Consider the following 19,331-nt stretch of genomic DNA (forward strand, 5'->3'; position numbering starts at 1 on the left):
TAACCGGCGGGGTGTGGACGTCGCACTCGACATCCTTCCTGGTCACCGGGGCACCCCGGCCTACATCACCCCCGCCACGCCGCCCACCACCGGTGGATCAGGGCTCAGCCGCGCAGCGCCGTCGCGCGGTGGGTCCAGCGGCCGCCGACGAGCGTCCCGAGCACCTCGGGCTCGCGCAGCGCCGCCGGGCCCCGCTCCGCGAGGACGTCGGCCGGGTCCTCGGCGAGGAGCACGAGGTCGGCGGCGTCGCCCACCCGCACGTGCGAGCGACCGCCGCAGGAGGCCGCCAGCGCCTGCGCCAGCGTGAGGTGCTGCTCGGGGTGCCAGGCGCCGCGCCCGTCGAGGGTGCGGTGCAGCGCGCTGGCGAGGGCGTCCCACGGGTCGAGCGGCGCCACGGGCGCGTCCGAGCCGAGGACGACGTCGGCGCCCGCGGCCAGCAGGGCGGCGTAGGGGAAGGCGCGGTCGGTGGCGCCCGCCCAGTGCAGGTCGGCGAGGTCGCGGTCGTCGACGGCGTGCCGCGGCTGGACGCTCGCCGTCACCCCGAGCGCCGCGAAGCGCGGGAGGTCCTCGGCCAGCACCTGCTGGGCGTGCTCGACCCGACCCGGGCAGCCGGCGGCCTCGTAGGCGTCGAGGGCCGCCCGCACGCCGGCGTCGCCGATGGCGTGCACCGCCGTCACGAGGCCCGCGGACGTCGCGCGGCGCAGCAGCACCTCGAGCTCGTCCGGCGGCAGCAGCAGCATCCCGTGGTGGTCCCGCGGCTCGACGCCGCCCAGACCGGTGCTCTCCCGCCCGCCCACCCGGGTCCGGGCGTACGCGCACGAGCACCACGCCGTCCGCGTGCCGAGCGACCCGTCGACGAAGAGCTTCAGCGGCCCGAGGCGCACGCGGTCGGCCGCCACCGGGTCGTCCACGCCGGGCAGCGGGTCGCCGCTGCGCAGCCCCGCGGCGAGGACGCCGTCGAGGTGCTCGCGCCAGACGCCCACGGCCACGCGCAGCGCCGGTCCGGCGCCGGGCTCCGCGCCGTCCGCGGCGGGGCGGGCGGCGCCGGCCCGCCGCGCCCAGTCCTCGACGGGTGCGCGCTGGAGGTCGACCAGCGCCGTCGTGCCCCGCGCCGCCGCGTCCTGCGCCGCCCCGAGCACCCACGCGTCGCCGACCTCCGGCGGCACGGCGCCCGCGTCGCCGAGCAGCGCCATCGCGGCGCCCTCGACGAGCAGCCCCGAGCAGTCCTCGCCGAGACCGAAGCGGCGGGCGGCCTCCGTGCTGCACCACGCGCTGTGCAGGTCCTGGCTGGCGACGACGACGGCGCGGCCCGGCAGCGCGGCGTCGAGGTGGTGCGCGCGCGGCGACGTCGGCCACAGGCCGTCGCGGAACCCGCGCCCGACGAGCACGTCGTCGCGCCGCCCCCGCTCGGCGTCCGCGGCGGCGAGCAGCGCGGCCGCCTCCTCGGGGGTGCGCGCCCCGGAGACGTCCGGCCGGCGGCGGTCGGCCGCCCAGTCCGCGAGGTGCACGTGCGCGTCCACGAGCCCCGGCAGCAGCGCGGCTCCCGCGCCGTCGAGCACCGGCAGCGCCGCGCCGTCGAGCCCGCGCGGGGCGAGCGCGCCGGCGTCCGCGACAGCGGCCACCCGCCCGCCGAGGAGGAGCACGTCGCGCGCGCGGCGCGGGTCGGGGGCGCCGACCAGGCGCACCGAGCGCAGGAGCATCCCGTCCACGCCGCGCATCCTGCCCGCCGAGCGGGACGGCGTGGGCCGGTCGACGTGGCCGCACGTCGCCTCCGGGGGTGCGGCTGAAGGGCGATATGGCCACACGCCGCCCCGTGTGGGTGCGGGCGAGCGGCGACATGGCCACACGTCGCCTCCGGGAGTGCGGGCGCGGCGCGGGTGGGGGCGATATGGCCACACGTCGCCTCCGGGGGTGCGGGCTGAGGGCGACATGGCCGCACGTCGCCTCCGGGGGTGCGGCTGAAGGGCGATATGGCCACACGTCGCCCCGTAGGGGCGTGCAGTCGGGGCGACATGGCCACACGTCGCCCCGTGGGGGCGTGCGGTGAGGGCGACATGGACGCACGTCGCCGTGACGGGCCTCGGCAGACTGGCCGCGTGCCGACCGACGACGCCCCCGCCGCCCCGCCCGCCGCTGCGACCGCGACCCCCGCTCCCGACGCACCTGCCACGACGGCCGCCCTCGACGGCGAGCACCCGCTCGTGCGGCGCTCGCTCGAGGTCCTCGGGCAGCTGCTCACCGGCGCCGGCGGCGGCAGCAGCAGCACGGCGGGCGGCTTCGTCGAGGCCCACCTCGGGCAGCCGCACACCTCGCTCGTGCTCGAGCGGGTGGCGCTCACCCACACGCGGTCGGTGTCCGTGGGCGCCGTCGTCGCGGACCTCCTGGCCGCCCACCCGAGCGCCGTCCTCGGCCCGGTCGAGGACGGCGAGGCCCCGACGTGGACGCGCATCGACCTCGACGGCGACCACGTCTCCGTGCCGACGTCGGCCGCCGTCGCCTTCCCGGCCGGCACGGCGGCGGACGTCGACGTCGTCGTGCAGCTCTCGCGCAGCGAGTTCGACCCCGACCCGGCGTCGCTGCGCGTGCTCGCGCGCCCCGCCGACCACGCGGCCGCGCGGGCGCTCGTCGACGACGTCCTCGCGACGGCGCGGCGCGACAAGGGCTTCTTCCGCGGTCGGGTGCTCCACGCCGGGGCGCGGCTGCCGCTCGAGCTGCAGCCGACGTCGCTCGGCCCCGGCGGGCGCGAGGACCTCGTCCTGCCCGCCGCCGTCTGGGCCGAGGTCGACGCCGCCACGTCGGCGCTGACGACGCGCGCCGACGTGCTGCGCGAGATGGGCCTCGGCACGAACCGCGGCGTGCTCCTCGCCGGGCCGCCCGGGGTGGGCAAGAGCGCGCTGTCGCGCGTCGTCGCGCGCGAGATGGCGGGCGCCTTCACGGTCGTCGTCGTGGACGCCGCCGCGGCCAGCAGCGTCCTGCGGCAGGTCTACCGGGAGACCGCCGACCTCGGCCCGTGCGTCGTCGTCCTCGAGGACGTCGACCTCTACCTCGGCGACCGGCGCGCGGGCGCCCGCGGCACGGCCCTCGCCGACTTCCTCGCCGTCCTCGACGGCACGGAGGTCTACACCGACGTCCTCACCCTCGCCTCGACGAACGACCCCGCGGCCCTCGACGCCGCAGTGACCCGCTCGGCGCGCTTCGACAGCACCGTCACCCTGGCCCCGCCGGACCGGGCGGCGAGCGCCCGCATCCTCGACCGCTACCTCGGACGGCTCCCCGCTGCTGGCGCCGCCGGCGACGGCGAGCAGCGGCCCCGCGTCGACACCACGGCCGTCGCCGCGGCCCTGCCCGCGGGCGCCACCGGCGCGGACCTGCGGGAGGTCGTGCGCCGCGCCGTCCTCGACCACGGGCGCGACCTCACCACAGAGCGCCTCTTGCGGGTCGTCGCCGACGGGCGCTGGAGGGCGGAGCCGCTCACCGGCACCTACCTCTGACGGCGCCGGGCGCCCCGCGCCCGGGCGAGCCGACGGCTCAAGGCCGGCGTCCGTCCTGCCGATGCTCCGGCGAGCCGCAGGACGCGGCGCTGCAGGAGGGGTGGCCGTGGACGCTGCCGGGCGCGTCCCCGCCCTGCTGACCTTCGAGCAGGCGTGCCGCGTCGTCCTCGACCACCTCGCCACCGCGCTGCCCCTGGGTCTGTGAACGGTGACGCGACGCGACGACGACGACCAGGTCTTCCTGGCCGTCCGCGACGCCTCCTACGACTTCCCCCAGGGGACCGTCGTCCCGTGGGCGGCCTCGCTGTGCCAGCACATGGCTGCGGGCGACTCCCCGCAGGTCGTCCCCGACGTCGACGCCGACGTCGCGATGGCCGGGGCCGCCGCCCGCGCGGCCTTCCCCATCGACGGCTACGTCGGCGCCCCCATCCGCTCCGCCGGTGGCGAGCTCTTCGGCACGCTCTGCGGCTTCAGCCCCGAGCGGCTCCCCGACAGCGCGGAGGAGCACCGCGGCTTCCTCGACGTCCTCGCCGGGCTGCTCTCGCAGATCCTCCACGCGGAGGCCCTCGCCGAGCGGGCCGCCGAGCGCGAGGCCGAGCTGGTGCGCCTCGCGACGACGGACGACCTCACCGGTCTCGCGACCCGCTCCCTGCTCCTCGACCGGCTCGAGCACGCCCTCGCGCTGCACCGGCGCGACCCGCGCCCGCTCGCCGTCGTCGTGCTCGACCTCGACGACTTCAAGGACGTCAACGACACCCTCGGGCACGCGGCGGGCGACGACCTGCTCGTCCACCTCGCGCAGGAGTGGGCCCCGCTCGTGCGGCCGGGGGACACCCTGGCCCGCATGGGCGGGGACGAGTTCGCCCTCCTCGTCGAGGGGTCGGCGAGCGCCCGCGCCGTCGTCCACCGGCTGGAGGAGGTGCTGTCCGGCACCTACGCGCTGACGGGCACCGACCTCCGGGTGGGCGTGAGCGCGGGCGTCGCCCACCTCGGCGCCGACGACCCGACGCCGACGGCGGACGAGCTCCTCGCCCGCGCCGACGCCGCCATGTACGCCGCCAAGCGCGCGGGCAAGGGCGCCGTGGTGGCGCACGACGCCGCGGTGGTGGACGCCGTCGCGCACCTGCCGCGGCCCACGGACGTCGTCCGCGGCTCCGGCAGCGCCCCCGCCGACGACGCCCCGCGGGCCGAGCGGGAGCTCAGCCCTCGCTGACCCCGTCGCTCACCCGGAGCGCGACCTTGCCGCGCACGTGCCCCTCCTGCGAGAGGCGCACCGCGTCCGCGACCTCCTCGAGCGGGAAGGTCCGCTGCACCTCGACCCGCAGCTGGCCGCGCTCGACGAGGGCGGTCAGCCGCGCGAGGGCCGCGCCGTCGGGGCGGACCCAGACCCAGCGGCCGCCGTGCTCCTCGACCGAGGGCTCCGTGATGGAGGCGTGGCGGCCCTCGGGGGCCAGGACGGCGAGCGTCTGCTCGAGCACGCCGCCGACGGCGTCCAGCACGACCGTCGCGCCCTCGGGCGCCAGCGCGCGCACGCGCTCGGGCAGGCCGTCGCCGTAGACGACCGGCTCGGCGCCGAGGTCGCGCAGGAAGTCGTGGTTGCGCTCGCTCGCCGTGCCGATGACGCGGGCGCCGCGGGCGTGGGCCACCTGGACCGCGAGATGCCCCACGCCGCCCGAGGCGCCGTGGACGAGCACGACGTCGTCCGAGCCGACGTCGAGCAGCTCGACCATGCGCAGCGCCGTCAGCCCGGCCAGGGGCAGGCTCGCGGCCTCGTCCCAGGACATCGCGGCGGGCTTGCGGGCGACGCCCACCGCCGGGACGGCGACCTGCTCGGCGTACGTGCCGCCGTGGACGAGGTCCTTGCGGGCGTAGGTGAGGACCTCGTCGCCGACCGCGAGCTCGGGGACGTCGGGGCCGGTGCGCACGACCACCCCCGCGGCGTCCCAGCCCGGGACGACGGGGAAGACGACGTCCATGAGCCCGTCCAGGCCCCCGGCCATGAGCTTCCAGTCGACCGGGTTGACCGACGCCGACCGGACCTCCACGAGGACGGCCCCGGGCGCCAGCTTCGGCTCGGGCAGCTCGGAGGGGTGGAGGACGTCGAGGTCGCCGTAGGCGTCGTAGCTCATCGCGCGCATGGCCGGGACAACGGCGCCGGGGCCCGTCGGCTTCCCGTCCGGGCGACCGCCCGCCCGACGACGTGGGTGGCCCCGGACGGCCCGCCGGTGCGGGCCCGGCCGCCGCGGTGCGGCAGGCTCTCCCCCCGTGGTGGTGGTGCGCGAGCGGACGGACGGGGACGTCGGGGCGGCGGCGGGGGTGCTGGCCGGGGTGCACGCCGCGGACGGCTACCCGTCGCGGTGGCCGGCGGACCCGGAGGGGTGGCTGCGGCCCGACGGCGCGCGCGGCGCCTGGGTGGCCGTCGAGGGGGCGGCGCTCCTCGGGCACGTCCTCCTCGTCGACCGGGCGCCCGGCCGCGGCCTGCCGACCGACGCCGCCCTCGAGGTCGTCCGGCTCTTCGTCGACCCGGCGGCCCGTGGCCGCGGGCTCGCGGCGGCGCTGCTCGCCGCGGCCCTCGGGCGGGCGGAGGAGCTGGGCCTCGACGTCGACCTCCAGGTGGTCGCGGCCAGCCCGGCCGTGCGCGCCTACGAGCGCCTCGGCTGGCGCGCCGTCCGCCGGCACCTCGCGTCGTGGACCGAGGCCGACGGCACGCGGCCCGAGGTCGTGCGGATGGCGCCCCCGGTCGCGTCCGCCTCCTCCGGCGCCGCGCGGGTCGGGGGTGCGGCGTGACGGTCGTCGCCCTCCTCGTCGCCGTCGTGGCGATGCTCGTCAACACGGCCGCGACGCTCCTCGAGGCGGCGGGCAGCCGCCGGGCCACCTCGGACCGCCCGCTGTGGCGCCAGCCCGCCTACCTCGTCGGCCTCGTCCTCGACGCGCTCGGGTGGGTGCTCGCCGTCGTCGCGCTGCGGTACCTGTCGGTCATCACCGTCCAATCGGTCCTGACCTCCTCGGTCGCCCTGACGGCCCTCGCCGCCCACCGCTTCCGGGTGCGTCGCATGCCGCGCTCCCAGCTGGTGGGCGTCGCCGGCGTCGTCCTCGCGCTCGTCCTCGTGGCGGGGGCCACGACCGGGCAGCGGTCCGAGGGCACGCTCCCGTCCGCGGCCGCCCCGGTGCTCCTCGTCGTCGCCCTCGCCCTGGCCGCGGCGGGCCTGCCGCTCGCCCGCGCGGGGCGGCCGCTCGTCCTCGCGGCCGCCGCGGGGACGGCGTACGGGGGCGCGGCGCTGGGCGTCCGGGCGCTGCACCTCTCGCCCGACGTCCGCGTCGACGCCGACCTGCTCGGCCGCCCGCTCGTCTGGGCCGTCGTCGTCTTCGGCGTCACCGGCGTCCTGCACGTCGCGGCGGCCCTGCGCCACGGCCAGCCGGGCCCCGTCGTCGGCGTCGTGTCGGTCACCGAGGTGGTGCTGCCGGGCTCGGCGGGGCTCGTGCTGCTCGGCGACGCGGTGCGGCCGGGGTGGACGCCGGTGCTCGTCGTCGGCGTCCTGGCGGTCGCGGCCTCCGTCGCGCTGCTGTCGCGCTCCGGCTCCCGCGTCCCGTCCCGCGCCGTCTGACCGCCCCCGGAGCACCGCCGGCCGCGGAGCACCTCGGGGCCGGGCGGGGACCCGCCGGTCAGCGGCGCGCGCGCCGCCGCCGGCGCAGGAGCACCCGCGCCCGCAGGGCCACCACGGCCAGCGCGAGGGCGGCGAGGACGCCCAGCAGCGCGGCGCCGACCGCGGGCAGCGCCGACCCGCTCTCCTCCTCGGGCTCCTCGAGCGCCGTGCGGACGGCGTCGCCCACCGCGCCGTCCTCGACGGCGGCGGCGGTGGCCGCCGGAGCCGGCGGGGCGGCGGCCACCTGCGCCGCGACCTCCTCGGCGACGTCGGCGAGGTAGGGGTCGGCGGCCGCCGTCGGCGAGCGGCCGTCCTCGGTCTCGCTGAGGACGACGAGGACGGTCTCGCGCCCCTCCTCGAGCAGGTAGGCGCCGTCGTGGCTCACCTCGGAGGTGTCGCCCGTCTTGCTCGCGAGCGGCACGCCCTCGAGCACGGGCGCGAACTTCGTGTCGAGCTGCTGGTCGCGCATCCAGCCCAGGAGCAGGTCGCGCGAGGCGGCGCTCAGCACCTCGCCCTCGTGCACCGCGCTCAGGAGCTCGACCGTGCTCGCGGTGTCGAGGTCGTTGCTCTCGCCGACCGGCCCGTCCGAGAAGAAGAGCCGGCCCATGCGCGTGGGCTCCAGGTCGAGGTCGGCCACGAGGCGCTCGACGGCGTCCAGCCCCACGGTCTCGGCGAGGACGTTGCTCGCCGTGTTGTCGCTCACCGTGATGGAGAGCTCGGCGAGCTCGGCCACCGTCGCGGGGTAGGGGGAGGAGTAGCCGGCGATGACGCCCGTCCCCGGGACGTCGTCGCGGTTCGTCACCTCGACGACCTGGTCCAGCGCGAGGTCGCCCTCGTCGACGGCCCGCAGCGCCGCCACGACGAGGGCCACCTTGATGAGGCTGGCGGAGGAGTACGGCTCCGTCGACCCGACGACGACGGGGCCGTCGGTGAGGGTCGCGCCGCCGAGCGACTGCACGCCGACCGACAGCCGCACGTCGTCCTCGGCGGCCTCGTCGACGATCGCCTGCAGCGGCGCGACGTCGAGGCGGCCGACGTCCTCCGCCGGCGGCGAGGGAGTGGCGCCCTCCTCGCCCGCGGTCGTGGTCGCCGACGACGTGCTCGCCCCCGCGGGCGCGGCCATCGGCAGCTCCACGGCGGCGACCGCCACGAGGGCGGTCAGCACGGCGGTCAGCGGGAGGCGCACCCGCCGACTATCCCCCGGGACCGGGGCGCGCGGGTCGGTCGGTGCTCAGTCGGTCGAAGGACGTCGCGGGCGCCCGAGGTGCGGCTCCAGCGCCTCGAGCAGGGCGCGCCCGTCCGGCGCGGAGACGACGGGGACGTCGCCCTCGGCGTCGACGACGGGCCGGCTGCCCGGCGCGACCTGCCGGACCGCCACCGCCTCCACCGCGTCCGGGTGCCGCTGGGCGAGGTCGCGGTAGACGGCCGGGTCGTGCTCGCCGTCGTCCCCGACGAGCACCCAGCGGACGTGCGGCAGCTCGCGCACGAGCCGCTCCAGGGTGTCGCGCTTGTGCTGGCGCCCGTCGCGGAACCACCGCTCGGGCGTCACGCCCCAGTCCGTCATGAGCACCGGCCCGGCCGGGAAGCGGTGGCGCCGCAGGAAGCGGACGACGGGCCCGTTGAGGTTCCAGGTCCCGTTCGACAGGTAGACGACGGGCGCGTGCGGCTCGTCGCGGACGAGCGCGCGCAGCAGCCCCGCGACGCCGGGCACGGGGTGGCGCTGGGCGCTGGAACGGGCGACCGTGCGCCAGAAGGCGACGAGCGGGCGCGAGAGACCGGTGACCCAGACGGTGTCGTCGACGTCGCAGACGACGCCGCGGACCGGCCCGGCGGGGGCCGTGTGGACGACGCCGCGGACGTCGGGTCGCGCGGCGACGCCGGGCGCGCTGAGCCGGACGTCCGTCGGGCCCGGCGGGAGCGCGGCGTCGACCACCACGTCGAGGAGGCCCGAGCCGTCGCTGACCGCCGTCACGGCCGTGCCGGGCAGGTGCACCTCGACCGCCTGGTCGGGCAGCTCGAGGGTGAGGAAGCGCCGCCACCCCGGCAGGCCGCGGCGGCGGGAGGGCTCGACGCCCGGCGGTGCGAGCAGCACGCGGCCCAGGACCCGGGCGCCCCCGGGGCCGGCGTAGCCGGGGTAGGCGAGCAGGGCGGGCGTCCAGCCGAGGCGCCGGGCGCCCGCGGCGAGGGCGTCGCGCCCGGCGGTCAGCGCGGCGTAGGCCAGGCGCACGCCGCGCGGCGCGTCCGCGGGGGCGTGCCCGGGGCCGCGGCCCGGCTCGTCGGCCGAGTCGCGGGCCGCCCCGTCCGCGGGCGACGGGCCCGGCCCGGGTCCGTGCGGTCGGTGGTCGGAGGGGTGATCGGGAGCGTCGGCCACCGCGCCACCCTGCCGCAGCGCGCCGACGGGCGCGGGCCGGGACCGGCGGCGGACGGGTTCCCGCGTTCGCCGGACGGTCTCCCCGTCGGGGGAGCACCCTCAGGACGGGCCGCCCGACGCCGATGGGGGGGAGGAGCCGCGGACGCGGGGAGCACGAGGGGGGCGCGTGGTCGGGACGAGGGGGCTGCTGGGCTACGGCGCGGCGGCGGTGGCGCTCTGCGCGACGTACGCGCTGCTGCCGACGGGCCCCGTCCGGTCCGCCGTCTTCGTGATCGCCTCGCTCGTCGGGGCGGCCGCCGTCCTGCGCGGGGCCGTCCTCCCGCGGGCCGTCCTCCCCCCGACCGGGCGCCGCGGCGCCGCCGGTCGCGCCGGGTGGGCGCTCGTCGCCGCCGCCGTCCTCTCCTGGGGCCTGGGCGACCTCGTCTACCAGGTCTACGCCGAGCTGCTCGACCGACCCGTACCCCTCGCCCGCCGACGCGCTGTACCTGCTCGCCTACCCCCTCTTCGCCGCTGGCCTCGTGGTCCACCTGCGCCGCCGGGCGCGGGGCGCTGAGCCCGCGGCGCTGCTCGACGTCGCCGTCGTCGTCGTCGGCCTGGCGCTCCCGTGCTGGGTGGGCGTCGTCGAGCCGTTGCTGCACGCCGAGCACGCCAGCCCGCTCGAGCAGGCCGTCAGCCTGGCCTACCCGCTCGGCGACGTCCTGCTGCTCGGCCTGCTCGTCCCCCTCCTCGGGCTGCCGGTCGGGCGGTCGACGTCGACGCGCCTGCTCGGCGCCTCCCTCGGGCTCATGCTCGTGGCCGACGTCCTGTACTCCTCGCTGTCGGCGTCCACCGACGTCGTCGAGGGGGCGGTGAACGTCGTCTACATGGCCTCCTACCTCACCGCCGGCGCCGCGGCCCTGCACCCGAGCGCGACGGCGGACCCCGCCCCGGTGGCGTCGCGCTCCGGCGCGGTGCCCGGCCGCCGGCGGGCGGTCGGGCTCGCGGGGGCCCTCCTCGTGGCCCCGGGCGTGCTCGCGCTCCAGCTCGTGAGCGGCGCGAGGCTCTCGGGCTGGGCGGTGGTGGTGGCCGCCGCGGCGATGGCGCTCCTCGTGGTCACGCGGCTCGACCGCGCCACCGCCGAGGTGTCCTCCGCCGCCCGCGAGCGCGAGTCCCTCGTCGCCCGGGTCGCGCACCAGGCCTCCCACGACGCCCTCACGGGCCTTCCGAGCCGCGCGCCCTCGCTCGCGGCGCTCGAGGTGGCCCTGCACTCCCAGCACGCGCACCCGCGGGCCGACGACCGCCTCGTCGGCCTGCTGCGCGTCGACCTCGACCGCTTCACCCAGGTCAACGACCGCTACGGGCCCGGCGTCGGCAACGAGGTGCTCCGCGGCGCCGCCGACCGCCTGCGGGCCCTCGTGCGCACGGACGACCACGTCGGGCGGCTCGGCGCCGACGAGTTCCTCGTCGTCCTCGGGCGGCGCACGGCCCTCGAGCTGCGCGAGGTCGCCGACCTCGTCGTCGTCGCCCTCTCCGCGCCGCTGCCCGCGGGCGACCGGGACGTCGCCGTCGGCGTCAGCGTCGGTGCGGCCCTGGCGTGCGGGCGCGGGACGACGGCCGACGCCCTGCTGGCCGACGGCGGCGTCGCCCTGGCCCGGGCCAAGGAGGGCGGGCGAGGTCGCGCCGTCGTCGTCGACACCGACCTGCGCCGCGAGCTCGAGGAGCAGGCCGCCGTGGAGGCCGCGCTCGTGCACGGCCTCGCGGCCGGCGAGCTGGTCCTGCGCTACCAGCCGGTGCACGAGCTCGCCGGGGGCGCCGTCACCGGCTACGAGGCGCTCGTCCGCTGGGAGCGGCCCGGGGTCGGCCTCGTCCCACCGGACCTCTTCATCCCCGTCGCGGAGCGCTCCGACCTCGTGTGCGACCTCGACCGCTGGGTGCTGGAGGAGGCCACCCGCCAGATGGCCGCCTGGACGGCGGCCGACCCCGACGCCTTCGCGGGGCGGCACGTCGCCGTCAACCTCTCCGGCCGCCACCTCGCGCGGCGCGTCGTCGTCGACCACGTGGCCGGTGCGCTGGAGCGCTCGGGCCTCGACCCGCACCAGCTCGTCGTGGAGATCACCGAGACCGTGCTCGTGGACGCCTCCACCGCCGGCGAGCACCTGGCGGCGCTCCGGGCGCTCGGCGTGCGCGCCAGCATCGACGACTTCGGCACCGGCTACACGTCCGTGGCGCAGCTGCGGAACCTGCCGGCCGACGCGCTCAAGGTGGACCGCTCCTTCGTCTCCGGAACGGCCGCCGACACCGGGCTCCTGGCGCTCGTCGTCCAGGCCGGCCAGGCGGCGGGCCTGCGCGTCGTCGCCGAGGGCGTCGAGCACGTCGGCCAGCTCGCGCAGCTGCGGGCCCTCAGCTGCGACGAGGCGCAGGGCTACCTCCTGGCCCGCCCCTTCGCGCCCGAGCAGGTGCCCGGGCACGGGACGGCCCGGATGTCGCCGGGGGAGCGCGAGGGCGAGGCCGCCGGCCAGCAGGTGCGCGTCCCCCACCAGGGGACGTCGGCCCTGCCCTCCCGGGCCGGGACCGGCGCGGGCGGCTGAGCGGCGCACCTCGGGCGCCGGCGGACGGCTAGGCGGGCAGCTCGCGCGCCGGCCCGGTGCGCTCGAGCACCTGCAGCAGCAGGTCGTCGGACCGGGGTCCGGCGACGACCGACAGCCCGACCGGCAGGCCCGCGGTGCGCCCCCACGGCAGGACGAGCGCCGGGAGCCCGGCGAGGTCGGGGAGCCGGTGCAGGCCGTCGCTCGCCGTGCCGGCCCCGTCGTCCCCGTCGTCCCCGTCGTGCCGCGCGGACGGCGCGGGCCCGCTCGTGGTGGGCAGCGCGAGGAGCCGTCCGCCCCCCAGGAGCGCGCGCAGGCGCACCCGTGTCGTGTCGAGGTCGGCGCGGGCGCGCGCCAGCTCGTCGGGTCCGACCTCGGCGCCCGCGCGCAGGCGCCGCTCGACCTCCGGACCCAGCGCGCCCGGGTGGTCGAGGAGGAAGCGCCCGTGGCCGTGCCAGAGCTCGGCGTCCGCCACGACCCCGGCGGCCCGTTCCCAGCGCGCCAGATCGCCGGCGTCGAGCGCGGAGGCGGGCACCTCCTCGACCGGCAGGCCGGTCGTGACGGCGAGCGCGAGGAGCGCGGCGTCCACGGCGGCGGCGGTGGCCGGCTCGGCGAGGCCGGTCAGCTCGTCGCTGCGGAGCAGCGCGGTCGGCTCGCCCTCGGACCCGTCAGGAGCCCCCGCCGGTCTCCCGAGGAGGGCGCGCGCCGCCGCGTGCAGGAGGCGCCCGTCGCGGGCCAGGAGGCCCACGGCGTCGCTCGAGGGGCTCACCGGCAGCACGCCCTCGACGGGCACCGTCCCGTGCGTGGGGCGGAAGACGTGCAGCCCGCACCAGGCCCCCGGCACGCGCAGCGACCCGCCGGCGTCGGAGCCCAGGGCGACGTCCGCGGACCCCGACGCGACGGCGGCCGCGACGCCGCCGCCCGCCCCGCCGGTCGTGCGTCCCGGGGCAGCGGGGTTGGCGGGAGCGCCGTAGTGCGGGTTGCGGCCGTCGCGGGCGGCGCCGAGCTCGCCCGTCTGCGCGACGCCGACGACGTCGGCGCCCGCGTCGAGGAGGCGCTGCAGCGCGGGGGCGCAGGTCCGCTCGAGCGGCGCCTGCGCCAGCCAGGCGGGGACCCCGGCGCCGACGCGGTGCCCGGCGACGGCGACGACGTCCTGCACCGCGACGCGCACCCACGCCAGCGGCCCCTCGAGGGCCCCGCCGAGCAGGGCGCCCGTCGTGGGCGGCGCCACGCTCCACACGGCCTCGTCGAGCAGGGGCTCCGGCGGCGGGGGCGGAGGGGCCGCCGAGGCGTGCGCCAGGGCGACGCACCAGGTGCCGCCCGCCCCGCGCCGCCAGACGCGCGTGCCGAGGACGGCGCCGCCGTCGCGGCGCTCCGCCTCCGTCGTGACCGCGACGACGCCGTCGGCCAGCGCCCGCACGTGCACCCGGCGCGGCCACCGCTCGCCACGGGGCTCCCCGCCCGCCGGCCCCTCCCCGGCCACGAGCACCGCGCCGTCGCGGACGGCGAGGCCGCCGGGCTCGACGGCGTCACCGGCCGCGCGCTCGTCGCCGTCGGCGAGGGCCCGCTCCAGGCGCGCCGCGGCGGCGAGCAGGTCGCGCGGCAGGCCTCCCGAGCGCGCTCCCGCGCCCGACACCGCCCGCCCGTCGTCCACGCCGGCACCTCCCTGCGCCGATGGTGCCGCGCCGGGCGCTCGTCGGGAAGGGGCGCTCGTCGGGAGTGCCCTGCTCGTCCGCCGCCCCACGAGGTGGCAGCCCCTCGTCGCGGAAGAGCACGACGAGGGGCTGCCACCTCCCGCACCAGCGGCTCCGGCCCGGCCAGGATGCGGCCATGCGCACCGACATGAGCGAGCCCGAGCTGTGGGAGTACCGCAGCGCCGTCGAGGACCCGGACGGCGTGGACGCGTTCTGGGCCCGGACCCTGGCGGAGGCGCGCGCCGCGGGCGGGGAGGTGGCCGTCCGACCCGTCGAGACGCCCCTGCGCACGCTCGAGGTGCACGACGTCACCTTCCCCGGCTTCGCCGGCGAGCCCGTCCGCGCCTGGCTGCGCCGCCCCGCCCCCGCCCTGCGGGGCGAGGGACCGCTGCCGGTGCTCGTCGAGTACGTCGGCTACGGCGGCGGCCGGGGTGCGGCCGAGGAGTCGCTCCTGTGGGCGAGCGCCGGCTTCGCGCACCTGCAGATGGACACCCGCGGGCAGGGCTCCGGCTGGAGCCGCGGCGACACGCCCGACACGGGCACCAACGGGCCGCAGGTGCCGGGCGTCATGACGCGCGGCATCACCTCGCCCGAGACCTACTACTACCGGCGGCTGTTCACCGACGCGGCGCGCGCCGTGGACGCCGTGCGCACGCTCGACGGGCTCGACCCCGAGCGCGTGGCCGTCGCCGGCACGAGCCAGGGCGGTGGTACGGCGATCGCCGCCGCGGCGCTCGTGCCGGACGTCGCGGCGCTGGCCGTCGAGGTGCCCTTCCTGTGCGACGTCCCGAGGGCCCTCGCCATCACCGACGCGGACCCGTTCCACGAGGTCACGCGCTACCTCGCGACCCACCGCGAGCAGGTCGACGTCGTCATGGGCGTCCTCGCCCACGTCGACGGCGTCGTCATGGCGCGGCGCGGCCGGGCGCCGGCGCGCTTCTCGGCCGCCCTCATGGACGCGGTGGTGCCGCCGTCGACCGTCTTCGGCGCCTTCCACGCCTACGGCGGGCCGAAGGAGATGGCCGTCTACCCCTTCAACGGCCACGAGGGCGGCGGGACGGCGGAGGACCTGGCCACCCTCGCCTTCCTGCGCCGGCACCTGGAGGACTGACGCCGCCGGTCCGCGGCGGGGTCGGGTCTAGACGGCGGCGCCGCGGGGGCGGCGGCCCACGAGGACCGCACCGGCGACGGCGAGGACGGCGACGACGAGGAGCACGACCGGCAGCGTGAGCACGGGCACCGCGGCGCCCACGGCGACGGGGGCGACGACCGAGCCGAGGGCGCCCGCCACGAGCGCTGCGGTGAACGCCTCTGCCGGTCGGTCGGGGGCGACCTCCGCCGTCCAGACGGCGAGGACGGCGGAGCCGACCATGTACGCCGCCCCGAAGACGAGCGCGGCGGCGAGCACGGCGGCGAGCGAGCCGCGGCCGAGCGCCAGCAGGGCCACGGAGGCGCCGACGACGCCGAGGCTCGCCGCGGCGACGACCCTCGGTCCGGCGACGCGGGCCATCCCGCCGGTCCCGAGCCCGACGAGGCCCCCGACCCCGACGAGCGCGAAGACGGCGGGCGCCGCGGCCGCGCCCAGGCCCCCGTTGCGGGCGACGTCGCCCGCGTAGGTGAAGCAGACGGTCGTCGCCGCGAAGTAGGCGACGGCGTAGGCCAGGGGGCGGCGCAGGCGGCGCGGCACGGCGCCCGGCCCGAGGAGCGCCGCCCGCAGCAGGGCGGACGGTCGCGGCCGAGCCCGGCGGGCCCGGGCGGGGATCGGCCCGCCGAGCGGGGGGAGCCGCGGCACCCCGCGCAGGTTGACCGCGGCCGCGACCGCCGCGGCGACGGCGACGCCCGCCCACGTGGTCCGCCAGGCGGCGGCGCCCGTGACGACGGCGAGCCCGGCGAGGGCGAGCAGCCCGGCGCTCGTCCCCGTCGTGATGAGCGCGAGGGCGGTGGGCCGGTGGCGCGGCTGGACGACGCGGGCGACGACGTCGGAGTAGGGCGCCCACACGAAGCCGGCGGCGCTGCCCGCCACCACCGCGCCGGCGGCGAGGACGCCGGGCGAGGGCGCGAGGGTGACCGCGAGGCAGCCGAGCACGGCGCAGGCGCCGCCGACGGTGGTCGGGGCCCGCGGCCCGCGCCGGGCGGCGAGCCGCGGCGCCGCGAGGAGGCCGACGAGGTAGCCCGCGAAGGTGGCGCTCGCGACCAGCCCGAGCACCGCCTCCCCCAGCCCGAAGGCGGTGCGGACGTCCGGCAGCGTCAGCCCGTAGACGTACCGGGCCATGCCGAAGGCGACGCCGACGACGGCGGCGCCCGACGTCGCGACGCGCGCGGTGGGGGAGCGCGAGAGCTGCTCGGCCCGTCGGCGCCGACCGCTCACGGGACGCGCCGCCGCGCGCAGGACAGGGGTCCGGCGTACCGCGCCCCGGGACGGGTCCGTGCGGTGCGGTCCGTCGCCCTCGGGGACGGGCGGGTCGTCGCCGGCACCATGCCGCGGAGCATGGCGTCGATCTGCTCGTCCCACCCGCGGGACGCCCCGGCTGCGACCGCCGGGGCCGCTCAGCCGCTCAGCCGCTGAGCGCGGCGCTGCTGCGCCGGACCATCCCCGCCCAGAGACCGAGCGCCCACGCCTCCGGGAGGGACCGCATGACGCCGCGGCTCAGCGCGCGGTGGGTGATGGCCTGCTCGCTGCCGGCCAGCAGGGCCACGGGCCGGACCTGGCGGGCGCGGCGCGCCTCGTAGCCGCGCAGGAGGGCGGCGACGTCCCGCGCGCTCGCACCGCGCAGGGCGGCGCTGAGCGCGTGGGCGTCCTCGAGCGCCTGGTTGACCCCCTGGCCGAGGCTCGGGGGCATGACGTGGGCGGCGTCGCCGACGAGCGTGACGGCGCCCGCGCCCCACACGGCGGGCACGGGAGCGGTGCGGTGGTCCCAGCCCGTGGGGCCGCCCTCCGCCGCGTCGTCGGGGCGGCCGAGCACCGCGGCGAGGACGTCGGGCACGGGGTCGGCCCAGCCGCCGAAGCGCTCGCGGAGCGCGGCGGCCGCCGCGCCTGCGGGCGTCGACGCCGGCAGGGCGCCGGGCGGGGTGCTGAAGGACCACTGCAGCAGCCCGTCGCCGGCGGGCTGGAGGTCGCAGAAGCCGGCCGGTCCGGTCATGAAGAGGACGCGGTCGCCGTCGGCGAGCGGGTGGTCGACGCGCGAGCAGCCCTGCCACGTCGTCCAGCCCGTGCGGGCGGGCACCGCGCCGGGCCGCAGGCAGCGGCGGACGGGTGAGCGCTCGCCGTCGGCGCCGACGACGACGTCCGCCGCGGCGCTCGTCCCGTCGGCCCGGTGCACGACCGGGCGGCGCCGGTGCGGCTCGACCTCCTCCACGGCGGCGCCGGTGACCAGCGCGCCGTCCGGCAGCCGGGCGGCGAGCCGGTCGAGCAGGGTGCGGCGCAGGACGCTCGTCGTCGGCGTCCCCCACCGCCGGCCCAGGTCGCCGAGCGGGACGCGCAGGAGGGGTCGCCCGTCGTCGGTGCGGCTGTCGAGCCCCTCGAGGTGGCGGCCGAGGTCCGCGACGTCGACGCCGAGCGCGCGCAGCGCGGCGGTGCCGCCGCTCGTGAGCGTCACGGCGCCGCCGCCCCGGCGCAGGCCGGGGGCGCGTTCCAGCACGCGGACGGCGTGGCCGGCGGCCGCGAGCCCGGCCGCCGTCGCCAGGCCGGCCGGGCCCGCGCCCGCGACGAGCACCTCCACCGGCGTCAGCGGCCGGAGAGCAGGTCCGCGAAGGAGGGCGCGTCCTCGAAGGGGTCGTGCGGCCGGCGCGCGGGGCGCCCCGCGACGACCTCGGCGAGCTCGCCGGCCGCCCGGGAGACGCGGGCGGAGAGGGCGTCGCCGGACCGGCCGGCCTCGCCGCCCCAGTCCTCCGGCGCCGCGAAGACCGCCGTCGGCAGCACGAGGGCGCGCAGGTGCGCGAAGAGCGGGCGCATCGCGTGCTCGAGCACGAGCGAGTGCCGCTGGGTGCCCGCCGTCGCGCCGACGACGACCGGGACGCCGGTGAGCGCGTCCCGGTCGAGCGCGTCGACGAAGGTCTTGAAGAGCCCGCTGTAGGACGCCGCGAAGACCGGCGTCACCGCGACGACCGCGTCGGCGCCGGCGACGGCGTCGAGCGCCGTCCGCAGCGCGGGGCTCGTGGCGTTGGCGACGAGGTGGTCGGCCAGGTCGCGGGCGAGGTCGCGGACCTCGACCACGGTGGTCCCGGCCTCGAGGCCGCGACCCGCCAGGGCGTCGACGGCCTCGGCGGCCAGGCGGTCGGCGAGCAGCCGGGTCGAGGACGGCTGCCCGAGACCGGCGGAGAGGACGACGAGGGACCGGCGCTCCATCAGGCCACCGTCGCAGCCGTCGCGGGCGTCGGCGCGCCGAGACCGGTCTCCCGGTCACCTCCGCGCGCCGTGGCGTCCCGGGCCGCCACGCGGGAGGCGTGCGTCGGGGCGTCGGGCACGTGGGCCGGGCGCATCGCGTCCATCTCGCGCCGGAGCACGGGCACGACCTCCGACCCCAGGAGCTCCATCTGCTCGAGCACGACGTCGAGGGGCAGGCCCGCGTGGTCGATGAGGAACAGCTGGCGCTGGTAGTCGCCGAAGTGCTCGCGGAAGGTCAGCGTCTTGTCGATGACCTCCTGCGGGCTGCCGACGGTGAGCGGCGTGTGCTCGGTGAACTCCTCCAGCGACGGCCCGTGCCCGTAGACCGGGGCCTCGTCGAAGTAGGGGCGGAACCGGCGGACGGCCTCCTGGCTGTTCTTGTGCAGGAAGACCTGGCCCCCGAGCCCGACGACCGCCTGGTCGGCGGAGCCGTGGCCGTAGTGCTCGTAGCGGCGCCGGTAGAAGTCGACGAGCCGGATGAAGTGCTCCTTCGGCCAGAAGATGTGGTTCGCGAAGAACCCGTCGCCGTAGTACGCCGCCTGCTCGGCGATCTCGGGGCTGCGGATCGAGCCGTGCCACACGAAGGGCGGGACGCCGTCGAGCGGGCGCGGGGTCGAGGTGAAGGACTGCAGGGGGGTGCGGAAGCGGCCCTCCCAGTCGACGACGTCCTCGGTCCACAGCCGGCGGAGCAGCGCGTAGTTCTCGATGGCCAGCGGGATGCCGTCGCGGATGTCCTTGCCGAACCAGGGGTACACGGGGCCGGTGTTGCCGCGGCCCATGGTGAGGTCGACCCGCCCGCCCGAGAGGTGCTGGAGCATCGCGTAGTCCTCGGCGATCTTCACCGGGTCGTTCGTCGTGATGAGCGTCACGGCGGTCGAGAGCAGCAGCCGCTCGGTCTGCGCGGCGACGTAGCCGAGCATCGTCGTCGGCGAGCTGGGGACGAAGGGCTCGTTGTGGTGCTCGCCGGTGGCGAAGACGTCGAGCCCGACCTCCTCGGCCTTGCGGGCGATGGCCACCATCGCCCGGATCCGCTCGTGCTCGGTGGGCGTGCGCCCCGTCGTCGGGTCGGGCGTGACGTCGCCGACCGTGAAGACCCCGAACTGCATGACCGCCTCCTGCGCGCCGGCCCCTCGGCCGCCGTGATGTTCCAACGTTCAACTGTCGGAGCGCACAACGACGGCGA

The 19,331-nt window shown here is 78.9% G+C and carries 16 protein-coding genes; 7 read left to right on the forward strand and 9 right to left on the reverse strand.

Annotation, left to right across the window (positions count from 1 at the left end; all coding sequences use genetic code 11):
• Positions 1-104 precede the first annotated feature (104 nt).
• Positions 105-1,718, reverse strand: coding sequence for an amidohydrolase family protein (locus Q0789_RS06470; protein ID WP_366917667.1), 1,614 nt, complete (start codon positions 1,716-1,718; stop codon positions 105-107).
• 378 nt (positions 1,719-2,096) lie between these two features.
• Between Q0789_RS06470 and Q0789_RS06475 the strand changes: the two genes are divergently transcribed.
• Positions 2,097-3,491 (forward strand): ATP-binding protein, encoded by a 1,395-nt coding sequence (locus tag Q0789_RS06475; protein ID WP_298803322.1) that lies wholly within the window; start codon positions 2,097-2,099, stop codon positions 3,489-3,491.
• Positions 3,492-3,699: 208 nt separating this feature from the next.
• Complete coding sequence (locus Q0789_RS06480; RefSeq protein WP_298803324.1) at positions 3,700-4,704, forward strand: sensor domain-containing diguanylate cyclase; 1,005 nt, start codon at positions 3,700-3,702, stop codon at positions 4,702-4,704.
• Here Q0789_RS06480 and Q0789_RS06485 read toward each other — a convergent pair.
• The gene (locus Q0789_RS06485) at positions 4,691-5,620 is read right to left on the reverse strand and encodes an NADP-dependent oxidoreductase (RefSeq protein WP_298803326.1); all 930 of its coding nucleotides are present in this window, start codon (positions 5,618-5,620) and stop codon (positions 4,691-4,693) included. The genes Q0789_RS06480 and Q0789_RS06485 overlap by 14 nt on opposite strands.
• 136 nt (positions 5,621-5,756) lie before the next feature.
• On the opposite strand from Q0789_RS06485, the gene Q0789_RS06490 reads away from it, so the two are divergent.
• The gene (locus Q0789_RS06490) at positions 5,757-6,278 is read left to right on the forward strand and encodes a GNAT family N-acetyltransferase (RefSeq protein ID WP_298803328.1); all 522 of its coding nucleotides are present in this window, start codon (positions 5,757-5,759) and stop codon (positions 6,276-6,278) included.
• The gene (locus Q0789_RS06495) at positions 6,275-7,096 is read left to right on the forward strand and encodes a hypothetical protein (RefSeq protein WP_298803332.1); all 822 of its coding nucleotides are present in this window, start codon (positions 6,275-6,277) and stop codon (positions 7,094-7,096) included. The genes Q0789_RS06490 and Q0789_RS06495 overlap by 4 nt, the downstream gene beginning before the upstream one ends.
• Before the next feature lie 58 nt (positions 7,097-7,154).
• On the opposite strand, the gene Q0789_RS06500 is transcribed toward Q0789_RS06495, so the two are convergent.
• On the reverse strand, positions 7,155-8,321 hold the full coding sequence (locus Q0789_RS06500) for a serine hydrolase (protein WP_298803334.1): 1,167 nt from the start codon (positions 8,319-8,321) through the stop codon (positions 7,155-7,157).
• A 45-nt stretch (positions 8,322-8,366) separates the two neighbouring features.
• Entirely contained in the window at positions 8,367-9,506 is a 1,140-nt protein-coding gene (locus tag Q0789_RS06505) for an App1 family protein (RefSeq protein WP_298803337.1), read from the reverse strand.
• 166 nt (positions 9,507-9,672) lie between these two features.
• Between Q0789_RS06505 and Q0789_RS06510 the strand changes: the two genes are divergently transcribed.
• Positions 9,673-10,059, forward strand: a complete 387-nt coding sequence (locus Q0789_RS06510) for a hypothetical protein (protein WP_298803339.1) — start codon at positions 9,673-9,675, stop codon at positions 10,057-10,059.
• A complete protein-coding gene (locus tag Q0789_RS06515; protein ID WP_298803341.1) occupies positions 10,025-12,073 on the forward strand; it encodes a bifunctional diguanylate cyclase/phosphodiesterase in 2,049 nt (682 codons plus the stop codon). The genes Q0789_RS06510 and Q0789_RS06515 overlap by 35 nt, the downstream gene beginning before the upstream one ends.
• Before the next feature lie 28 nt (positions 12,074-12,101).
• Here the strand turns inward: Q0789_RS06515 and Q0789_RS06520 are convergent, their stop codons facing one another.
• A complete protein-coding gene (locus Q0789_RS06520) occupies positions 12,102-13,724 on the reverse strand; it encodes an amidase family protein (RefSeq protein ID WP_298803343.1) in 1,623 nt (540 codons plus the stop codon).
• 176 nt (positions 13,725-13,900) lie between these two features.
• Here Q0789_RS06520 and Q0789_RS06525 point away from each other — a divergent pair, with 176 nt between their 5' ends.
• A complete protein-coding gene (locus tag Q0789_RS06525; RefSeq protein WP_298803345.1) occupies positions 13,901-14,875 on the forward strand; it encodes an acetylxylan esterase in 975 nt (324 codons plus the stop codon).
• Positions 14,876-14,902: 27 nt separating this feature from the next.
• Here Q0789_RS06525 and Q0789_RS06530 read toward each other — a convergent pair whose 3' ends face one another.
• The 4 genes from Q0789_RS06530 to Q0789_RS06545 all read right to left on the reverse strand — a co-directional run bounded on the left by Q0789_RS06530 (position 14,903) and on the right by Q0789_RS06545 (position 19,254).
• Positions 14,903-16,132 carry an MFS transporter gene (locus Q0789_RS06530; protein ID WP_298803348.1) on the reverse strand — a complete coding sequence of 410 codons (1,230 nt, stop codon included), beginning with the start codon at positions 16,130-16,132 and terminating at the stop codon, positions 14,903-14,905.
• Between the two features lie 187 nt (positions 16,133-16,319).
• Complete coding sequence (locus Q0789_RS06535) at positions 16,320-17,483, reverse strand: NAD(P)/FAD-dependent oxidoreductase (RefSeq protein ID WP_298803350.1); 1,164 nt, start codon at positions 17,481-17,483, stop codon at positions 16,320-16,322.
• A gap of 5 nt (positions 17,484-17,488) precedes the next feature.
• Complete coding sequence (locus Q0789_RS06540) at positions 17,489-18,109, reverse strand: CE1759 family FMN reductase (RefSeq protein WP_298803352.1); 621 nt, start codon at positions 18,107-18,109, stop codon at positions 17,489-17,491.
• Positions 18,109-19,254, reverse strand: a complete 1,146-nt coding sequence (locus Q0789_RS06545) for an LLM class flavin-dependent oxidoreductase (RefSeq protein ID WP_298803354.1) — start codon at positions 19,252-19,254, stop codon at positions 18,109-18,111. Before Q0789_RS06545 ends, Q0789_RS06540 begins: the two co-directional genes overlap by 1 nt.
• Positions 19,255-19,331: the final 77 nt, after the last annotated feature.

This window comes from uncultured Pseudokineococcus sp., assembly GCF_947499845.1.
GTDB lineage: Bacteria > Actinomycetota > Actinomycetes > Actinomycetales > Quadrisphaeraceae > Pseudokineococcus.

Bases quoted from the DNA above. Each gene is read 5' to 3' on its own strand.
- Q0789_RS06525 (WP_298803345.1), top strand. From the start codon at position 13,901: ATGCGCACCGACATGAGCGAGCCCGAGCTGTGGGAGTACCGCAGCGCC.
- Q0789_RS06470 (WP_366917667.1), bottom strand. From the start codon at position 1,718: ATGCGCGGCGTGGACGGGATGCTCCTGCGCTCGGTGCGCCTGGTCGGC.
- Q0789_RS06540 (WP_298803352.1), bottom strand. From the start codon at position 18,109: ATGGAGCGCCGGTCCCTCGTCGTCCTCTCCGCCGGTCTCGGGCAGCCG.
- Q0789_RS06545 (WP_298803354.1), bottom strand. From the start codon at position 19,254: ATGCAGTTCGGGGTCTTCACGGTCGGCGACGTCACGCCCGACCCGACG.
- Q0789_RS06485 (WP_298803326.1), bottom strand. From the start codon at position 5,620: ATGAGCTACGACGCCTACGGCGACCTCGACGTCCTCCACCCCTCCGAG.